At 67.2% G+C, this 17,062-nt stretch carries 16 protein-coding genes; 7 read left to right on the top strand and 9 right to left on the bottom strand.

The features are described 5' to 3' along the window. Positions 1 to 4: 4 nt before the first annotated feature. The 3 genes from NHH88_13890 to NHH88_13880 all read left to right on the top strand — a co-directional run bounded on the left by NHH88_13890 (position 5) and on the right by NHH88_13880 (position 2,746). Positions 5 to 757 carry a response regulator gene (locus tag NHH88_13890; protein ID USX16807.1) on the top strand — a complete coding sequence of 251 codons (753 nt, stop codon included), beginning with the start codon at positions 5 to 7 and terminating at the stop codon, positions 755 to 757. A 173-nt stretch (positions 758 to 930) separates the two neighbouring features. Next, positions 931 to 1,431: a VOC family protein gene (locus NHH88_13885; GenBank protein ID USX16806.1), complete on the top strand. Its 501-nt coding sequence runs from the start codon at positions 931 to 933 to the stop codon at positions 1,429 to 1,431. Between the two features lie 112 nt (positions 1,432 to 1,543). After that, the gene (locus NHH88_13880; protein ID USX16805.1) at positions 1,544 to 2,746 is read left to right on the top strand and encodes an acyltransferase family protein; all 1,203 of its coding nucleotides are present in this window, start codon (positions 1,544 to 1,546) and stop codon (positions 2,744 to 2,746) included. A 123-nt stretch (positions 2,747 to 2,869) separates the two neighbouring features. On the opposite strand, the gene NHH88_13875 is transcribed toward NHH88_13880, so the two are convergent. The 6 genes from NHH88_13875 to NHH88_13850 are packed head-to-tail and all read right to left on the bottom strand — an operon-like array spanning position 2,870 to position 9,537. Beyond that, entirely contained in the window at positions 2,870 to 4,009 is a 1,140-nt protein-coding gene (locus NHH88_13875; GenBank protein ID USX16804.1) for a glycosyltransferase family 9 protein, read from the bottom strand. Then, positions 4,006 to 4,581 carry an HAD family hydrolase gene (locus NHH88_13870; protein USX16803.1) on the bottom strand — a complete coding sequence of 192 codons (576 nt, stop codon included), beginning with the start codon at positions 4,579 to 4,581 and terminating at the stop codon, positions 4,006 to 4,008. The genes NHH88_13875 and NHH88_13870 overlap by 4 nt, the downstream gene beginning before the upstream one ends. After that, positions 4,572 to 5,312 carry an SDR family oxidoreductase gene (locus NHH88_13865; GenBank protein ID USX16802.1) on the bottom strand — a complete coding sequence of 247 codons (741 nt, stop codon included), beginning with the start codon at positions 5,310 to 5,312 and terminating at the stop codon, positions 4,572 to 4,574. Before NHH88_13865 ends, NHH88_13870 begins: the two co-directional genes overlap by 10 nt. Next, positions 5,312 to 6,661 (bottom strand): glycosyltransferase, encoded by a 1,350-nt coding sequence (locus NHH88_13860; protein USX16801.1) that lies wholly within the window; start codon positions 6,659 to 6,661, stop codon positions 5,312 to 5,314. Before NHH88_13860 ends, NHH88_13865 begins: the two co-directional genes overlap by 1 nt. Before the next feature lie 15 nt (positions 6,662 to 6,676). Further along, positions 6,677 to 7,624, bottom strand: a complete 948-nt coding sequence (locus NHH88_13855) for a glycosyltransferase family 4 protein (GenBank protein USX16800.1) — start codon at positions 7,622 to 7,624, stop codon at positions 6,677 to 6,679. A gap of 44 nt (positions 7,625 to 7,668) precedes the next feature. Then, positions 7,669 to 9,537, bottom strand: coding sequence for an ABC transporter ATP-binding protein/permease (locus NHH88_13850; protein ID USX16799.1), 1,869 nt, complete (start codon positions 9,535 to 9,537; stop codon positions 7,669 to 7,671). Positions 9,538 to 9,601: 64 nt separating this feature from the next. Between NHH88_13850 and NHH88_13845 the strand changes: the two genes are divergently transcribed. From NHH88_13845 to NHH88_13830, 4 genes are read left to right on the top strand one after another with little or no spacing between them, the layout of a single operon-like run. Further along, positions 9,602 to 10,042, top strand: a complete 441-nt coding sequence (locus NHH88_13845) for a DUF2795 domain-containing protein (protein ID USX16798.1) — start codon at positions 9,602 to 9,604, stop codon at positions 10,040 to 10,042. 10 nt (positions 10,043 to 10,052) lie between these two features. After that, on the top strand, positions 10,053 to 10,718 hold the full coding sequence (locus NHH88_13840; protein ID USX16797.1) for a DUF4254 domain-containing protein: 666 nt from the start codon (positions 10,053 to 10,055) through the stop codon (positions 10,716 to 10,718). Beyond that, positions 10,715 to 11,536, top strand: a complete 822-nt coding sequence (locus NHH88_13835) for a glycosyltransferase family 2 protein (GenBank protein USX16796.1) — start codon at positions 10,715 to 10,717, stop codon at positions 11,534 to 11,536. The genes NHH88_13840 and NHH88_13835 overlap by 4 nt, the downstream gene beginning before the upstream one ends. Before the next feature lie 34 nt (positions 11,537 to 11,570). After that, on the top strand, positions 11,571 to 12,692 hold the full coding sequence (locus NHH88_13830; protein ID USX16795.1) for a glycosyltransferase family 9 protein: 1,122 nt from the start codon (positions 11,571 to 11,573) through the stop codon (positions 12,690 to 12,692). Between the two features lie 157 nt (positions 12,693 to 12,849). On the opposite strand, the gene NHH88_13825 is transcribed toward NHH88_13830, so the two are convergent. The 3 genes from NHH88_13825 to NHH88_13815 are packed head-to-tail and all read right to left on the bottom strand — an operon-like array spanning position 12,850 to position 17,003. After that, positions 12,850 to 13,905: a glycosyltransferase family 9 protein gene (locus tag NHH88_13825; GenBank protein ID USX16794.1), complete on the bottom strand. Its 1,056-nt coding sequence runs from the start codon at positions 13,903 to 13,905 to the stop codon at positions 12,850 to 12,852. After that, entirely contained in the window at positions 13,902 to 15,302 is a 1,401-nt protein-coding gene (locus NHH88_13820) for a hypothetical protein (GenBank protein USX16793.1), read from the bottom strand. Before NHH88_13820 ends, NHH88_13825 begins: the two co-directional genes overlap by 4 nt. Before the next feature lie 9 nt (positions 15,303 to 15,311). Continuing rightward, entirely contained in the window at positions 15,312 to 17,003 is a 1,692-nt protein-coding gene (locus NHH88_13815) for a carbamoyltransferase (protein ID USX16792.1), read from the bottom strand. Positions 17,004 to 17,062 lie beyond the last annotated feature (59 nt).

Below are 17,062 nucleotides of genomic sequence, written 5' to 3'. Positions count from 1 at the left end.
TTCCATGCGTATCCTGATCGTCGACGACGAACGCCCCGCGCGCGACAAGCTGCGCCGCATGCTGGAACTGGAACCGGACATCGGCGCCATCGAGGAGGCGCGCGACGGCGTCGAGGCGCTGGAGATGCTGCCCGGCTTCGCCCCGGACGTGCTGCTGCTCGACATCCAAATGCCGGAGATCGGCGGACTCGAAGTTGCCGCCTCGCTGCCATCGCCGGCTCCGCTGGTGGTCTTCGTCACCGCCTACGACGAATACGCGATCCGCGCTTTCGACGCCAACGCCATCGACTATCTGCTCAAACCCTACGACCAGCAGCGGTTGCAAAGGGCGTTGCGGCGGGTGCGGGATCGGCTGGGCGCGACAGCGCCGGTAGCGGCGTTGACCGTGGCGACACCGGCCGCCGCGCCGACGCCGCTACCGGCCATCACCCAGTTGCTGGTGCCCGAACGCGGCGGCACGCGCATCGTCAAGGTGGAACAGATACAGTGGATAGAGACGGCCGACAATTACGTCGTCCTGCACACGGCCGACGGTGATTCGCTGATGCGGCAGACGCTCGCCGGCCTGGTCGAAAAACTCGGCCCGCGCTTCATGCGCTGCCACCGCCGCGCGGCGGTGCAACTGGATTGGATACGCAGCGTCCAACCGCTGGACAAAGGCGACTGCGAACTGATACTGCGCGGCGACGCCCGCGTCCCCTGCTCGCGACAATACCGTCCGGACCTGATGGCGCGCCTGCAAGCGGGCGCCAACTAATATCAAATGGCCCGGGGCCGGCGGATCGCGCGGAAACACGTAGGGCGGATTAGCGCAGCGTAATCCGCCATCTGCGAGCCGCAAGCGGCGCATGCCTGAACCCTGTCGTGCGCCCAAACGCCCCCCATCCTGCTAGCCTTTGAGGGCCACCATCAACGATCAGGAGCTCAGTCATGCACAGTCTTCAAAAGATCACCCCATGTCTCTGGTTCAACGACAGGGCAGAGGAAGCGGCCGAGTACTACGTCAGCATCTTCCGCAACGCCAAACTCTGCGAAATCTCGCGCTACCCCGAAGTCGGCAAGGAACACCACGGCCGCGAAGCCGGCACCGTCATGACCGTCGCCGTGGAACTGGACGGGCAACGCTTTACCCTGATGAACGGCGGCCCGCAGTTCCAATTTTCCCCTGCGGTATCGTTCCAGATCAATTGCGAAAGCCAGGAAGAAGTCGACTACTTCTGGGAGCGCCTGTCCGAAGGCGGCGCGCCGGAGGCCCAAGCCTGCGGCTGGCTGGCCGACAAATTCGGCGTGTCATGGCAAGTCGTGCCGACGATACTCGTCTCCATGATCACCGACCCCGCCCCGGAAAAATGCAACCGCGTCATGGCCGCTCTGCTGCAGATGAAAAGACTCGATATCGCCGGGCTGAAGAAAGCCTACGCTGGGCCATAACCCGCGTCCCGACCGGCTCGCCCCGGCGGCATCCCGCTTCGCCCCATCGCGCTGGACGCGCACGGGGCGCACTCCCTAAACTGGCTCCATCGCACCCTACGACGAGCCAACCATGCACAACCCGGACAACAACCGCCTGTACTTCCTCGACTGGATACGCATCTTCGCGTTTTTTCTGCTGATCCTGTACCACACCGGCATGTATTACGTGACGTGGGACTGGCATGTTAAAAGCCCAGACGCCAGCCACGCCATCGAGCCGCTGATGATCCTGTCCTCGCCTTGGCGGCTGGGATTGCTGTTCATGATTTCCGGCGTCGCCAGCGCCTTCATGCTGAAAAAAATCCGCGTCGGCGCGCTGCTCAAGCAACGCAGTTGGCGCCTGCTGGTGCCGCTGGTGTTCGGCATGCTGGTCATCGTGCCGCCGCAGGCTTACTTCGAAGTCGTCGAAAAAGTGGCGTACAAGGGCGGTTACGGCGAATTCATGCATTTGTACATCACCAGCTACAAGGGGTTTTGCCGGGGCGACGACTGCCTCGACATGCCGACCTGGAACCACCTGTGGTTTGTCGCCTACCTGTGGGTTTATACGATGCTGATCTGCGGCATCGCCTGGCTGGCCGGTCCGCGCCTGCAATCCTGGTCCAACGCGCTGGGCCGGCTGTTGACGGGATGGAAAATCATAGTCTTGCCGGTAATCGGGCTGGCGATCGCCCGCTTTGCCTTGGCCGACAGCTTCCCCACCACGCATGGACTGTTCGACGACTGGTACAACCACGCGCAGTCTTTCTACCTGTTCTTGCTGGGCGCGATGATGGCGACGCAGAGCGGCTTTTGGGCGAACGTGGAGAAACTCCGCTGGATCAGCCTGGGTTTATGGCTGGCAAGTTGGGCGGCGATCGTTTGCTACTACTCGATTCCCGAGGCACAGGCGGCGTCGCCGGCGGTTGCACAGTGGAAGCCGGTGATGCGCCTGGTGTATAGCCTGTGCCAGTGGGTGCCGATCATGGCCGTTTGCGGTTTTGGTCACCGGCATCTGGCGTTCGACAGCGCAAAACGGCGGTATCTGACGGAGGCGGTATTCCCGGTCTACATCCTGCACCAGACGTTGATCGTTACCATGGCGCATAGCTTCAAGCCGCTCAAGCTGGCGCCGGCGACCGAGGGTTTGATATTGGTTGTGCTGACGTTTTGCATCAGCTTTGGGGTGTTCGAGGTGGTGCGGCGGGTTGGGGTGTTGCGGCCGCTGTTCGGGTTGGGTCGGCGGCCGCCCAAGGTTGGCGAGGGCTATTCAGCTGAGGCGGCCACGGTGTGACAAAATCCACTAAACCAAGTAGGGCGGATTAGCAAAGCGTAATCCGCCAATGCGCGCTCCGTCGACGACTCATAAATGGCGGATTACGGCGTTCCGCCTAATCCGCCCTACGTGACTCCAGAATTATTCACAGCCGTTGAGCAGGCTGTTGACCGCAGCTACTACCCTCTCAGGTTCGACTCCCGCCAAACATTGATGATGCCCCTGCGGACAGACGCTCTTGTAACAGTAGCGGCAAGGCACGTCATGGAACAACACCCTACTGTCCACCTGCCATGGCGTGTGCTGCGGATTGGTGAGCGCGTACAAATCAACCACCGGGGTTCCAAGCGCCGCCGCGATGTGCGCGGGGCCGGTGTTATTGGAGACGAACACCGGTGCGAGCGCAATGGCGGCACCCAACTTCCCCAAATCCAGCTCGCCGGCCAGCGAGTACGCCGACGCGCCCATCCATGCCGAGGCCCCGGACACTCCGGAGTCCCGAATAATTGCCGCGATCAATTCCGCATCGCCGGCCTCGCCGCTCAGCACCACCTGCAGCCCCTGCTCCCGGGTCAGCTGGCGGACCACCCCGACCCAGTGCGACCCCGGATAACGGCGCGACGGCGCGCTGGCGCACGGATGGATCAGCACCCATGGCCGCGCGCCACCGGCCAGCACCGGACGCAACCGCCGCCGAACCCAATCCAGATCGCCCTCGGGCACGGCGAAGGACAGGCGCTCATTGTCGGCGCGGCACCCGATATTGGCGACCAACGACAACTGCCGCAGCACCTCGTGCCGGATGCCCTGCTCCGGCTCGGGATCGCCGACCCAATCCGTCAGCAGTTGATACGGATTCTCCCGGCAGTGCGCCAATCTGAGCGGAATACCCGCCTGAAAGCACAGCGCCGCCGCCGGTAAGGCGCTTTGACTGAACGAACTGAAGATGACAGCGCCGTCAAACGACAACGCGCGCAATCGACCGACAAACTCACGCGTCTCATCGGCATCCGCCGGCGTGCCACCTTTGACCCATGGTGCGGAAAACGTCAGCACGTCATGCAACTCGGGAATGAAGCGGGCGACGGCGGCAGCGGCCGGCGAGGCTAGCAGCGTCAGCCTGCGTCCCGGATGCGCCTGCACCAACGCGCGCATGGCGGGAGTGCACATGAGCACGTCGCCCATATTGTCGAGGCGTAGGCATAGAATACGATGGGCGCCGTCCCAGGCGCTCGCGTGGCTGGAGCGCGCCTTGTTGGCGTTAAACAGCGCGCCGCTCACAGCGACGCCAGACACGGCATCCCCCGGGTCGCCTGTATCAGCTGCGCGGCCGCATCGAGATCGGATGCGATCCACGTGGGGGTGCGCAACGCCGAGCGCAGCCACAAGGTTTCGTTGCCGTTGTCGATCAGGATGGTGCGGCAACCCGCGCGCCCTCCGGCCTCGACATCGTCGAGGATGTCGCCAATCATCCACGAGGCGGCCAGATCGACCTGGTGCTCGGCGGCGGCCTTCAGCAACATGCCCGGCAGCGGCTTGCGGCAAGCACAGCCCTCGTCCGGGCCGTGCGGACAGTAATAAAATCCTTCCAGATGCGCCCCCTGCTCGCTCAGCAACTGCGCCAACCGTTGCCGCACCGGCTCCAGCGCGCCAACGTCGAAGCGGCCTTGCGCCACTCCCGGCTGGTTGCTCACCACCAGCAAACGGTAACCCAGGCAACTCAACCTTCGCAACCCCGCGACCGCGCCGGGCGCCAAGGTCATCCGCGCCGGATCGACGTTGTAAGGCAGGTCGTCGATCAAGGTGCCGTCCTTGTCGAGAAAAATGGCCGCCCCGGCCGCGCTCACGGCCATGACGTCTCCCGCAGCGGCAGCACCGTCAGTTCGGCCACCACCGATTCGGCCGGCAGCAGCAGCACGGCCTTGATGGCGCGCGCAACGTTCATCGGGTCTTGCAGTGTTTCCGGATCGAGGTCGGGAAAGCGGTCCAGCAGAAACGGCGTACGCATGCCGCCGGCGACGACGGCCGTGACCTTGATGCCATGCGGCCGCAATTCCGCGTGCATCGCATGCGACAGCCCGAGCAGTCCCCACTTGCTGGCGTGATAGGCCGACGCGTTGGGCCAGGCGCGTTTGGCGGCGGTCGAGGCGACATTGACGATATGCCCGCCGCCGGCCTCCATCATGTGCAGGGCGGCGCCGCGCGCCAGGAAGAAAGGCCCGTTCAGGTTGGTCCCGATGACACGCAGCCAGTCGGCCGGCGCCAGCTCCGTCATCGGCAAGGTCCGGTCCGTGCCGGCGTTGTTGATCAAGATATCGAACCGGCCCCAGCGGCCGACGGTTTGGCCGACGATACGCGCGGCCGCGCCGGCGTCGCCGACGTCCAGGCCGGCGGAGTCGGCGCGCAAGCCCTTCTTGCGCAGCGCCTGCGCCAGCGCGCCGGCCTTCTCGCCGTCGAGATCGGCCACCGTGACGCACGCGCCGGCGCCCGCCAGCAACCGGCACAGTGCCTCGCCCAGGCCGCTGGCGCCGCCTGTCACCAGCACCACCCTGCCCTCCAGACTAGTATCGAGATCGCTTTGCATTACGAGGTTCCTCCCAAGGTAAACTCCTGTGTCGGCGCGCTGGCCGTCTCCTCCAGCCGCTCAACCGGTCCAAGCTGCGCGGCCCTTTCGGTCTTGCCGGCGCCGGCGGCCTGGCGCGCGTTCCTCGCGACCACGCCCTCGTAGACCGACAGGATGCGCTGGGCGACGCCGCGCCAGGTGTAGTAGCGATGCGCGCGCCGCCAACCGGCGCGGCCGAGCTTGCGCGCGTGGTCCGGGTCGGCATACAGCCGGTGCAGCCGCGCGGCCAGCTGCACCGGGTCGCGCGGCGCGATCAGATAGCCGGTGCGGCCGTCGACCACCGTGCTTTTGATGCCGCCCACCGCCGCGCCGATGACCGGCGTGGCGCACGCCATCGCCTCCACCGGCGTGATGCCGAAGGGCTCGTACCAGGGCGTCGTGACGAACACGTCGGCCGCGCTGTACCAGTAGCGCAATTCGGCCGGCGCCTTCGGCCCCGTGAAGGTGACCTGCTGCCCCAGGCCGAGCCGATCGGTGAGCGCCATCAGCGAGCGCAGTTCGGCGGTGTCGTGCCCGCCGCCGGGTGGCGCCGCGCCGCCGACCACCAGCAGGCGCGCCCGCACGCCGTGGCGCGCGGCCAGCTCGGCGACCCCTTCGATGACCGTGTCGATGCCCTTGCGCGGCACCATGCGGCCCAGTTGCAGCACGATGAAGTCGTCCTCCGCCAGTCCCAGCCTGGCGCGGGCGCGCTCGCGCACCGGCCACAAGGTCAGCGGATCGAAGCCGCACGGCACGATGTCGATGTTGGCGCGCCGGGCGCCGTACAGGCGCACCATGTCCTGCAGGTCTTGCCGGCACTCGGCGATGACGCGGTCGGCGTCGCGCATCAGCGCGCGCTCGAGCGCCACGCGTTCGTCGGGAAAACCGTCGGCGCCGCGCTGCGCCATGCGCCTGACCATGCCGAGCGCGTGGAACGTGACCACATACGGGATGCCAAGCGCGCGCCGCAGCTCCCGCGCGACCTGCCCGGACATGAAGAAATTGGCGTGCACAATGTCATAGCGGGGCCGCTGGTCGCGCGCGAAACCCACCACGAAGCGGGCGAACTGCTCCATGTGCGGCAGCATGTCCTCCTTGCTGACAAAGCCGGCGGGGCCGGCCGGCACGTGGATCACGCGCACATTGCGCTGCCAGTGCGTCAGCAGCGCCTGGCCCGGGCTGTCGCGCCGCGTGAAGATGTCGACCGCGCAGCCGAGCCGGGCCAACTGGCAGGCCAGATGCGCGACATAGACATTCTGGCCGCCGCTGTCGATGCTTCCCGGCGCGGCCAGCGGCGAGGCGTGATCACTGATGATGGCAATTTTCAGCATGGCAAAGGCTCCTGATTAAAGTCCGGTCACGCGCGTCAGCGTGCGGTTCCAGTCGGCGACAAAACGGTCGATATGAAAGCGTTCCCGCGCAATGGCGCGGCCGCGCATGCCCAGTTCGCGCGCCAGACCCGGCTCGCACAACAGCGCGCGCATGGCGTCGATCAGCCGCTCGGGCCGGGTGTCGATGAAGCCGCTGCGGCCGTTCTCGATCACGGTCGGCAGTTCCGTCGTGGCCAGTCCGACCACCGGCAGGCCGACCATCATGGCTTCGATCACTGCCAGCCCGAGGCTGGTGTAGCGCGCCGGATGGAAGAACCAGCGGTAGTCGGCCATGAAATCCGGCAGTTGCCCATGCGCGATCTCGCCGAGGCCGTCCAGCTCGTCGGAACCCATGCCGACCAGGTCCAGCGGCACCTGGGCGCGCGCGGCCGCGAACAGGTCGGCGCCGAGCCGGCGTCCGCGCCGGGCCAGATGATTGACCACCACCAGCCCGCGCTCGCGTCCGCCGCGATAGGCGATCCCGGACGGCACGCTCACGCCGTGCTCGATCACCGTGCATGGCGTGCGTCCGCTGTCCCACATCAGCGCGTTGTAGGGCGTCACATGCACCAGCAGCAGGCCGGGGTCGTCGACCGGGTGCACCGTATCGGTCGCGTGGGGACGGGGCGTGTCGTGTTCGATGTAGATACGCGGCAGATGGCGTTGTTCGGGTGTCAGCAGCTCGTACTGGTCGCGGAAGTACTGCGGATCGTCCTGGTAGATGATGCAATCGAAATGGCGCCGTCGCACCTGCGCGGACGGCAGGTCGATGACGTTGTCTGCCCAGGGCATATCACCGCAACGTCCGCCATACCCCGGCGGACGTCCGGGCCGCGACACCACGTGGAAGCGGTGCGGCGCCTGGCTCAGATAGAAGAGATAGCTGCCGTGCGTATGCCAGGTCAGGATGTCTAGCGCACGCATGGGCGCTCCCCCGAGATTGCCAGTTGTTTCATTCCACCTCCGGTTCAAAACACCACGTGACGTTGCGCCGTTTCCTGTTCCACCCGTTGCTGGAGCTGCCACAGCCGCGCATAAAAGCCCTGCTGCCTGAGCAGCTCGGCATGGGTGCCGCGCTCCTCGATGCGACCGTGTTCCAGCACGATGATTTCGTCGGCGCCGACGACCGTCGAGAGCCGGTGCGCGATGATCATAATGCTTCGATTTTTTGACAGGCGGTTAAGTTCCAGCTGAATCGCGTGTTCTGAAGCTGGATCAAGCGCGGACGTGGCTTCGTCGAAAATCAGCATCGGCGGATTCTTCAGCACGATGCGGGCGATGGCCAGGCGCTGGCGCTCGCCGCCCGACAGCATGACGCCGCGCTCGCCCACCAGCGTGTCGTACCCCTGCGGCAGCGCGGCGATGAAATCGTGCAGATGGGCGGCGCGGGCGGCCTGCTCCACTTCCGCCGGGCCGGCGCCGACGCGGCCGTAGCCGATGTTGTAGGCGATGGTGTCGTTGAACAGCACGGTCTCCTGCGGCACCACGCCGATCGCCTGGCGCAGGCTGGTCGGACTGACGGCGCGGATATCCTGGCCGTCGACCAGGATGCGGCCGGCCGTGGGATCGTAAAAACGCAGCAGCAAGCGCGCCAGGGTCGACTTGCCGGAACCGCTGCTGCCGACCACGGCCAGCGTGCGGCCCGGCGCGATGCGCAGGCTGATATCGCTCAGCAGCGGCCGCTCGGCCTCGTAGTGAAACCCGACGCCCTCGAACACCAGCTCGCCGCCGGCCGTCCGCAGCGCGGGCAGCGGCGCCGATTCGTCCACTTCGGGCCGCTCGCCCAGCAGCGCGAACAGGCGCTCGACGTTGACCCTGGCGTCGCGCGTCTCGCGGTAGATGAAGCCGAGCGCGTTCAGCGGCAGGCAAACCTGCAACACGTAGGCATTGACCAGCACCAGGTCGCCCACCGTCATGCGGCCGCGCCAGACGGCGTCGCCGGCCAGCAGCATGACGGCGGCGACACCGGCGGCGATGATGGCGCTCTGCCCGACATGCAGGATGAACAGCGCGCGCTGGTTGTGGCCGACCGCCTCGCGCCAGTGCTGCATGATGGCCGCGAACTGGCGCGCCTCCAGCGCCTCGTTGCAGAAATACTTGATGGTTTCATAGTTGATCAGGCTGTCGGCCAGGCGGCTCTTGGCGTGCGAGTCCAGCTTGTTGACGCGGCGCTGGTGGGTGCTGCGGCGCGCCGTAAACAACAGCGTGTAGCCGCCGTAGGCCACAAAGGTCAGCGCGATGGTGGCGGCGAACCAACCGCTATAGCGCGCCAGCATGACCGCCAGCACCATGGCGATCTCGATCAAGGTCGGCACCAGGGTGAACAGTCCGACGCCCAGCAGGAAAGCGATGGCGCTGGTGCCGCGGTCTATGTCCGGCAGCAAGCCGCCGATCTGGCGCCGCGTATGGAAGCGCGCCCCCAGCGCATGCAGGTGAACGAAGGTCTTCTGCGCGTACAAAGCCACCGTGCTTTGCGCCACACGCGAAAACAGCAGGTCGCGTAGCTCGTTGAGCAAGGTGGCGGCGAAGCGCAGCAGCGCATAGCCTGCCAGCAGGGCCAGCGGCAGCGCGGCCAGTTGCACCGGAGCGGACAGCGCCTCGATGATGCGTTTGAGCAGCAACGGCACGGCGACGGTCGCGGCCTTGGCAAGCACCAGCACCAGCAGCGCCGCGACGATGCGCCAGCGGTAGCCGAGCAGCAGGCACCACATGTCATACGCGGCCTCGCCCGGCAGCGGACGCCACCACGCGCTCCACCGCAGGCCGGCGTTACCCACCCCCAGGTCTTCTGCCGCTCGCCGCGCGCCGTCCCGTGCGCCCTCCTTGCCTTCGTTCATCGTTGCCGCTCCCTTGGCTCAAATCCGGCACGCACGGTGCGCACGCGCCTCGGTTAGACCGGCAATGACGTCAGAAGTGCCTGCCGCCGATCAAGGTTATTTTCTCGATCCGGCGAAGTTCGGCGCGCGTATCTGGAACCGGGACGGCCAACCGACGGTCATACGTACAGACGCGGTGGAAATGGCAGCGTCGAATACACGTCAGCGTCCACGGAGGATGCAGGAGATTCATATGGCACACGCAAATCCAATCCAGATTCAGAAGTATTTAAAAGGCGTCGACTATCCCACGGACAAACAGACGCTGATCGAGACCGCCAGGCAGCAAGGAGCAGATGAGAGCGTCTGCGCTTCGCTCGACCAGCTCCCGGACGAGGAGTTCCAGACACCGGCCGATGTCAGCGCGGCATTCAAAGGGCCGTCGCAAGACCATGCGGAACGTGGCGACCAGCAGCGCGACGATAGCGACGGCGGCGGCAGTGGCGGCCGTCGTCGCGACCACTGAGCGGCGTCCCATGCAAGGCCGCTTGTTCTCACTGCCGGAGGTCGGCGTCATCGTCCGCTTCCACGACGAGGCGCTGCTGCGCCCGCAAGCTTGCGCTGATGACCGCCACGACGAGGCGGATATCGTCTGGCGCGCCATCCGCGCAAACCATCATCACAACCGCCGGCTGTGGGCCGAGGAAGATCGCGCGCGGCGCACCGATGTCGGCGCCGAAGTCATCGCGGCGAGCAAACGCGCGATCGACCGCCACAACCAGTCGCGCAACGATGCCGTCGAGGCCATCGACGAGGCGCTGCTGGCGCGGCTGTCGGCCCTGTCGACGCGCCCGCCGCCCGGCGGCGGCCACGCCGACGCGCGGCTGAGTAGTGAAACGGCTGGCGCCATGATCGACAGGCTGTCCATACTCGCGCTGAAAATATTCCACATGCGCGTACAGGCGCACCGTGCCGAAGCGGGGACGGCGCACATGGCCGAATGTGCCGCCCGGCTCGAGCGGCTTGTCGCGCAACGCGCTGACCTGGCCGGTTGCCTCGACCGGCTGCTGGCCGAGACGGCCTCGGGCGCCGCCCGCTTCAAGGTCTACCGCCAGTTCAAGATGTACAACGACCCGGCGCTCAACCCGTGGCTGTACGGCAGGCCGGCAACCCGCGCCGCCGAACAGGGAGGCGGACCGTGAGCGGGCGGGTCGATGTCCTGGTGCCCACGTTCAACCGTCCGCATGCGCTGACGGCCACGCTGATATCGCTGGCGGCACAGACGACGCCGCATCTGCGGGTGGTCGTCTCCGACCAGTCGGACGGAGACGGTTCGCTGGAACAACCCTTGGTACTGGCCGCGCTGCGCTTTCTGCTTGCCCAGGGGCACGAGGTCAGCACGTCGCGCCATCTGCCACGGCGCGGCATGGCGGAACAGCGCGCCTTTCTGCTGTCCCGGGCGCGCGCGCCCTACTGCCTGTTTCTCGATGACGACGTGCTGCTCGACAGCAACCTGATCGAGCGGCTGCTGAAAACCATCGCCGAGCAGCAATGCGGCTTCGTCGGCAGCGCGTTGCACGGCCTGAGCCACGTCGGCGACGTGCGTCCTGATGAGGAAGCCATCGAATTCTGGCAGTCGTCGGTGGCGCCGGAAACGATCGCCCCGGACGGACCGGCATGGCGGCGGCATCGCTTGCACAGCGCCGCCAACTTGTTCCATGTGCAATCACGGCTCGGCCTTACACGCGCCAACAGCCGATGTTACCGGGTGGCGTGGATAGGCGGCTGCGTGCTGTACGACACGGAAAAACTGCGCGCGGCCGGCGGTTTCGACTTCTGGCCGGAGCTGCCAGTCGAACATTGCGGCGAGGACGCGCAAGCGCAGCTACAGGTCATGGCCCGCTTCGGCGGCTGCGGGATGATCCCGTCGGGCGCCTACCACATGGAACTGCCGACCACCATCACGCAGCGTGCATGCAACGCGCCGCATGTGCTACGGCAACCGGCGCCGCCGCAGTGAGATGCGCCCCGGCCGCGACGAGGCTGAGACCGGCATGTCGACACCGGCGCCTTCAGCGCGAACGCCAGCCCCGCCGCAAGCCCAACTGATGGCGCCGGGCTCGCCGCTGCCGGATGTCCGGCACATCGTCGCATTGCGTCCGAACGCGATAGGAGACTACGTCTTCGCCCTGCCGGCATTGCACGGACTGCGTGCGAGCTATCCGGCTGCCCGCATCACGCTGCTGGGCAAACCCTGGCATGCCAGTTTCCTGCACGGGCGGCCCGGGCCCGTGAGCGACGTCATCGTCATGCCGGCGCTGCCGGGCATCGGCGCGCCGCCCGACGGGTCGACTCCCGATTCCGCGCGCCAGTTGGTGGCGGCGCTCCGCAACATGCGCATCGACCTGGCGCTGCAAATGTACGGCGGCGGCACTTACTCGAACGCCTTCGTCGCCTCGCTCGGCGCCACGGTCAGCATCGGCGCCGCCACGCCGGGTGCTCCCCCGCTCGACCGCACCATCGCCTACAGCCGCCTGGCGAACCGCCGCATCGAGTTGTTGCAGATCGCTGCGCTGGCCGGCGCGCGCCCGAGTCTGGTTTCACCGGAGCTGGAGGTCACCGCTGCCGACCGCGCCATGGCCGACCGGATACTCCCCGACCATGCGGGCGCGCGCCTGGTGGTCATGCATCCCGGCGCCAGCGACCCGCGCCGCTGCTGGGCGCCGGCGGGGTTTGCCGCCGTGGCCGATGCGCTGGCGGATGCCGGCGCACAGATCGTGATCAGCGCCACCGAGGCCGAGGCGGACACCGCCAGGGCCTTGGTGCAGCATATGCGCCACCGCCCGATCGACCTGACCGGCAGGCTGCCGTTGGCGGGCCTGTGCGGCTTGCTCGACCGGGCGGAGCTGATCGTCTCCAACGACACCGGGCCGCTGCATCTGGCGCTAGCGCTGGGCAAGCCGGCGGTTGGGGTGTTTTGGCTGACGAATATGATCGAGTCGTGTCCGCTGGCGCAGCATCTTCTGCGGCCGGCCTTATCCATGCGCGTGCACTGTCCCGTGTGCGGCGAGGAGAATCTGCGTACGCGCTGCGCGCATGATGCCAGTTTTGTCGCCGATGTCGGGCACGATGAGGTGATCGCGCTGGCTTTGGAGCTCTTCCGCGACACGAAATGACGATCGGACAGATAGCCAGATATACCTCGGAGACACGTAGGGCGGATTAGCGAAGCGTAATCCGCCATGCATGCGTCTCGACGGCCCATAGATGGCCGATTACGGCGTTCCGCCTAATCCGCCCTACGTGTTATGTTGGACTTTCTGCGATCAGGCCTTATGCATACACCCACGCCCAATGACGCCGCTGCGCCGCATCCGCCATCCGCGCCGCCACCAGCAGCGAGCGCGCCTGCGCCAGCACCAGTTGCGTCTTTCGCGCTTCCGGGTCGCGGATGCAGCGATGCAGCCGCCGGTTCAGCGGCGCCCAACGCCCCATGTCGGCTTTGCTGAAGATCACCACACTCCTCAACCCCAAGCCGGCGGCGATATGGGACACGCCGGTGTCATTGCTGATCAACAACCGCGCCCCGCTCATCAACGCCGCCATCGCCCCCACCGACATCGGCACCGTGGCGTTGATCGCGGGCGTGCTCATGCGATCGGCCACGGCATCGGCCAGATCGGCCTCGCTGGCGGAACCGGTAAGAACGATCTTCAACCCATGCTCGAACGCCAACCGGTCCGCCACTTCGGCGAAGCGCGCCGGCGGCCAGCATTTGTCGCGCGTGCGCGCCCCGGCATGAATGCAAACGTAACTGCCGGCATGCAGACCGCGCGCGGCGCCGGTCTGTGCCAACTCGTCCCAGTCTTCCTGCATCAACGGAAACTCCATGCGGCAACCAATGGCGTCGGCGCCCAGCCACCGCACCAGCCGCAGCAAACGCAACGGCTCCGCCCCGTGTCCCGGAAAAGGCAAGGCATGCCTGGTGCCGCACGGCGACCTGGCGACGGTGCCGTAGCCGGCCTGCACGCGGGCGCCGAACGCACCGACGATTCCATTGCTGACCTCGCCGCTGCCATGCATCTGCAACGCCAGCGCGAACTCCTGCCCGCGCATATGCGAATAGAATTCCTCCTGCGCGTACGGCAGCGCCGGCTGTTCCGGCAGATCGGGATGGCCGGGAAAGGCGATGAAGTCGTCGACATAGGCGCTGTAGCGCCTGGAGAACTGCTCGGCCCACGGCAGGCCCACAAGGACTATGCGGGAGCGCGGCAAGGCCATACGCAGCGCCTTCAACGCCGGCACCGCGCACAGCATGTCGCCCAGGTACAACGCGCGGAATACTGCCACGGGACCTTCGCCTATGCGCTGCAGCAGCGGCGGGTTCATCGCGCCTCCCCGTTCGCCAGCAGGCGCTCGATGACGTTGGCGGTGATGCGTTCCACGTGCCTGTCCTGCCCACTGTCGAGCACCTGCGCCCAATCGGTCGTGCCCGCACTGAACACCGTGCCGCCACGTACGAAGATACCCATGCAGGCGGCGTGGATGCCCTGCCCCGCCTCGTGTCGCTCGCGGGCCGGCAACTCCTGCCAGCCCTCATCCAGCACGCTGCTGGCAAGCAGTTCGTAGGTCTGCGGCGTGCCGTAACCGGCCGCCCCGGGCGCCAGGCGCGGCAAGGCATCCGAAGCGCCGGCGCACGCTCCCGTCCCGGCTACCGCTCCCGCTTCGCGCTCCACCGGGACACCATCGCACTCATAGCCGACCAGCGGTGGCCGCGTATCCGCGCCGAACACCTCCCCGCGCCGCAGGCCGGTACCGGCGAAGGCCCAATGGTCGGCGGCATGCACCGTATAGCCCCGGCTGCGGCGCGGCCCATCCCACCATCCGCCGCCGTGCCGGTAACTGGCGCCGCCCAGCGCGTCCTCCGGCCGGCCGGCGCCGCCGCGCGGCCACCAGTGATCGAGCGCGCCGTGCGGACCGCCCTGGTGGCAGACCATGGCCCGGCCCTCGTCGACGTAGTGGATGCGCCACCAGCACAGATTGGCGGCGAAGAAGGCCGCGTTGCCGCCGTTGGCAATGAACGCTTCCACATGGTCGCGCGCCGGCTCGCTCCAGTATTCGTCGTGGCCGGCGCTCAGCAGCAAGCGGTAGCGTCCGCACAGACCGGGGTCGGCGTGGACATCGAAGTCGGTGCAGAACTCCGGCTCGTATCCGTTGCGCAGCAGCCAGCGGATGAAGCGCGCGTCCCAGTGCGCAAAGCTCTGGCGCGGCGAACTGGTGTCGTAATGATCCGGCGCGCCGAAGATCGTGCCGCCCGTGCCACCGCCGGGACGCCGCAGCGACAGTCGCGCGCCCGGAGGATGCGTCGAGCGCGGTGGATTGTCGTATAAGCAGCCACCTCCGCTGTGGTTATAAGCGTGCCAGGTCGCCAACGGCAGCTTGACCAGCAGGCCTCCGCGCGCGGCGCCGCGCACCACGAACAGCGCGGCCGCCTGCGGCATCCATGGCGCCGGCGGCGGCGCGCCGTCCGCTTCGCAGCAGGCGATGTAGACGGCCGAGCTCCAGTCTCCGGGGATCTCGAAACCATAGGCGGGCCAGTCCCAGTCCTCGTCCGGTCCGCGCGGGGGCGCGTGTTCGCCGCGCAGCCAGTCCGAGCGCAGCACGGGCTGCAGGGTCACGCTCCAGCGGAAGAAATGCACGCGAAAGCGCGGCCGGTCGGTCGACACGTGCAGCACCAGCCGCTGTCCGGGCAGCACGCTGGCGGGCGCGGGATAGAGCTGAATCATAGCGCGCCCTCAGAACGGTGCATCGGGTTCCACCCTTTTGCGCACCAAGTAGGGTGGCATTGCCAGCGCATGCAGCGGCGTGGCACGGAACGCCTCCACCGCCTCCGATGGTGTCTCGACGATCGGTTCGTCCTTGCGGTTGAACGATGTGTTGAGCAGCACCGGCACGCCGGTGCGCGCCTCGAACGCCAGCAGCAATGCGCGCAGCAAGGGGTCGTCATCCGGCCCCACGCTTTGCAGTCGGGCGCTGCGGTCGATGTGCGTGGTGGCGCCCAGCCGCTGGGCGCCGAACGGGGTGACCGGCACCGCGAATTGCATGAACGGCGCCGGATGCATCAGGTCGAAGTATTCGCCGGCCCGCTCCAGCAGCACCGCCGGCGCCAGCGGCCGAAACCATTCGCGCTGCTTGACGCGGGCGTTGATCCAGTCCCGCATCCGCTCGCCGCGCGGATCGGCCAGTATGCTGCGGTGTCCCAGCGCGCGCGGGCCGAATTCGCTGCGCCCCTGGAACAGCGCCAGCGCCTTGTTGTCGGCCAGCAGATCGACCATGCGCGCGCACAAGGCCTCCCGGCTATCCAGGCGCTCGACCAGCAGGTCGTCGGCGTCGCGCAGCGCCGCCTCGATATCGGCGTCATCCGGCGGCGGTCCCAGATAATCGTCGCGCCAGCGGAAATCGCAGCGGCGTTCGGCCAGTTCGGTCAGGCCGTAGACGGCGCAACCGAGCGCGGTGCCGCCGTCGCCCGGCGTCGGCGGGATGAACAGCGAGCGAAACGGCGTTTCGCACAGCAGCCGCTCGTTGACCGAACAATTAAGCGCGGTGCCGCCGGCAAAGCACAACTGGTCGGCGCCGGTGCGCGCGTGCAGCCAGCGCGCCACCTGCAACAGCGCGTCCTCGAAGGCGGACTGGCCCGCCGCCGCCAGATTGGCGATGTCCTGGAGGACGCCGCCGCCCGTCGGCGCGTAGCGGAAGCGCTCGCGCTCGGCCAGCAGCGCGCGCCAGCGATCCGGCATGAACACCCGGCAGCCGTCGACTTCGAGCGGCGGCATGCCCAGCGCATAAGGGTCGCCGAACGGCGCCAGGCCCATCACCTTGCCCTCGTTGCCCTCGCCGGGAAAAATCGCCTGGGTCAGCATGAAATAGAACATGCCGAGGCCGGCGGGCTGTTGCTCGTCGCGCTCCCACAGCTGCTTGCCGATGCAATCGATGCGCCCGACATGGTCGCGGGCGGCCATATAAAACGACGACACCTCGCGCCAGTGGCCCGGCACGGCGGCCGCGTCGGCCCAATGCTCGGTGAAATCGACGACCGCGCTGCCCTGGCCGTCGATGACCATGACCGCGGCCCGCGTGAACGGCGACGGATGGAAGGCGCTATATAAATGCGCCGCATGGTGCGAGATGCGGGCGCGGCGCGCGTGCGGCGCCAGCTTCAGGGTCGTGGCCAGCTCGCGCTCGTAGGCGACCAGATTGTCGATCTCGGCGTCGGACGAATAACATTCGACCAGCACGTCGACCGGCGCGTCCAGTCCCGGCAGGCGCGCCGCGTAATAGTCTTGCAGATCGCCCGGCCGGCCCCAGTGATGCTTGACACGGCTCAGCCGCTCCTTCTGCACCGCCCACTGCAAGGTCGAGCCGCGCAGCAGGCAAGCGCTGGCGTCCTGCGTTCGGTTTATGCCCAACACCACCGGTCCGTCATCCATCGCCGCCTCCCCGTGCCGCGACGCAACGCACCGCACATTGCGTCCTGCAGGTTAGAGCG

Source organism: Oxalobacteraceae bacterium OTU3CAMAD1 (assembly GCA_024123915.1).
In the GTDB taxonomy this organism is placed as follows: Bacteria; Pseudomonadota; Gammaproteobacteria; order Burkholderiales; family Burkholderiaceae_D; genus Rugamonas.
This window is presented reverse-complemented; position numbering and strand designations above follow the sequence as displayed.

Coding starts and splice junctions, on each gene's coding strand:
- NHH88_13850 (USX16799.1), bottom strand. CDS start 9,537: ATGAACGAAGGCAAGGAGGGCGCACGGGACGGCGCGCGGCGAGCGGCA.
- NHH88_13860 (USX16801.1), bottom strand. CDS start 6,661: ATGCTGAAAATTGCCATCATCAGTGATCACGCCTCGCCGCTGGCCGCG.
- NHH88_13845 (USX16798.1), top strand. CDS start 9,602: ATGACGTCAGAAGTGCCTGCCGCCGATCAAGGTTATTTTCTCGATCCG.
- NHH88_13865 (USX16802.1), bottom strand. CDS start 5,312: ATGCAAAGCGATCTCGATACTAGTCTGGAGGGCAGGGTGGTGCTGGTG.
- NHH88_13830 (USX16795.1), top strand. CDS start 11,571: ATGTCGACACCGGCGCCTTCAGCGCGAACGCCAGCCCCGCCGCAAGCC.
- NHH88_13855 (USX16800.1), bottom strand. CDS start 7,624: ATGCGTGCGCTAGACATCCTGACCTGGCATACGCACGGCAGCTATCTC.
- NHH88_13880 (USX16805.1), top strand. CDS start 1,544: ATGCACAACCCGGACAACAACCGCCTGTACTTCCTCGACTGGATACGC.
- NHH88_13890 (USX16807.1), top strand. CDS start 5: ATGCGTATCCTGATCGTCGACGACGAACGCCCCGCGCGCGACAAGCTG.
- NHH88_13870 (USX16803.1), bottom strand. CDS start 4,581: ATGGCCGTGAGCGCGGCCGGGGCGGCCATTTTTCTCGACAAGGACGGC.
- NHH88_13825 (USX16794.1), bottom strand. CDS start 13,905: ATGAACCCGCCGCTGCTGCAGCGCATAGGCGAAGGTCCCGTGGCAGTA.
- NHH88_13820 (USX16793.1), bottom strand. CDS start 15,302: ATGATTCAGCTCTATCCCGCGCCCGCCAGCGTGCTGCCCGGACAGCGG.
- NHH88_13840 (USX16797.1), top strand. CDS start 10,053: ATGCAAGGCCGCTTGTTCTCACTGCCGGAGGTCGGCGTCATCGTCCGC.
- NHH88_13885 (USX16806.1), top strand. CDS start 931: ATGCACAGTCTTCAAAAGATCACCCCATGTCTCTGGTTCAACGACAGG.
- NHH88_13815 (USX16792.1), bottom strand. CDS start 17,003: ATGGATGACGGACCGGTGGTGTTGGGCATAAACCGAACGCAGGACGCC.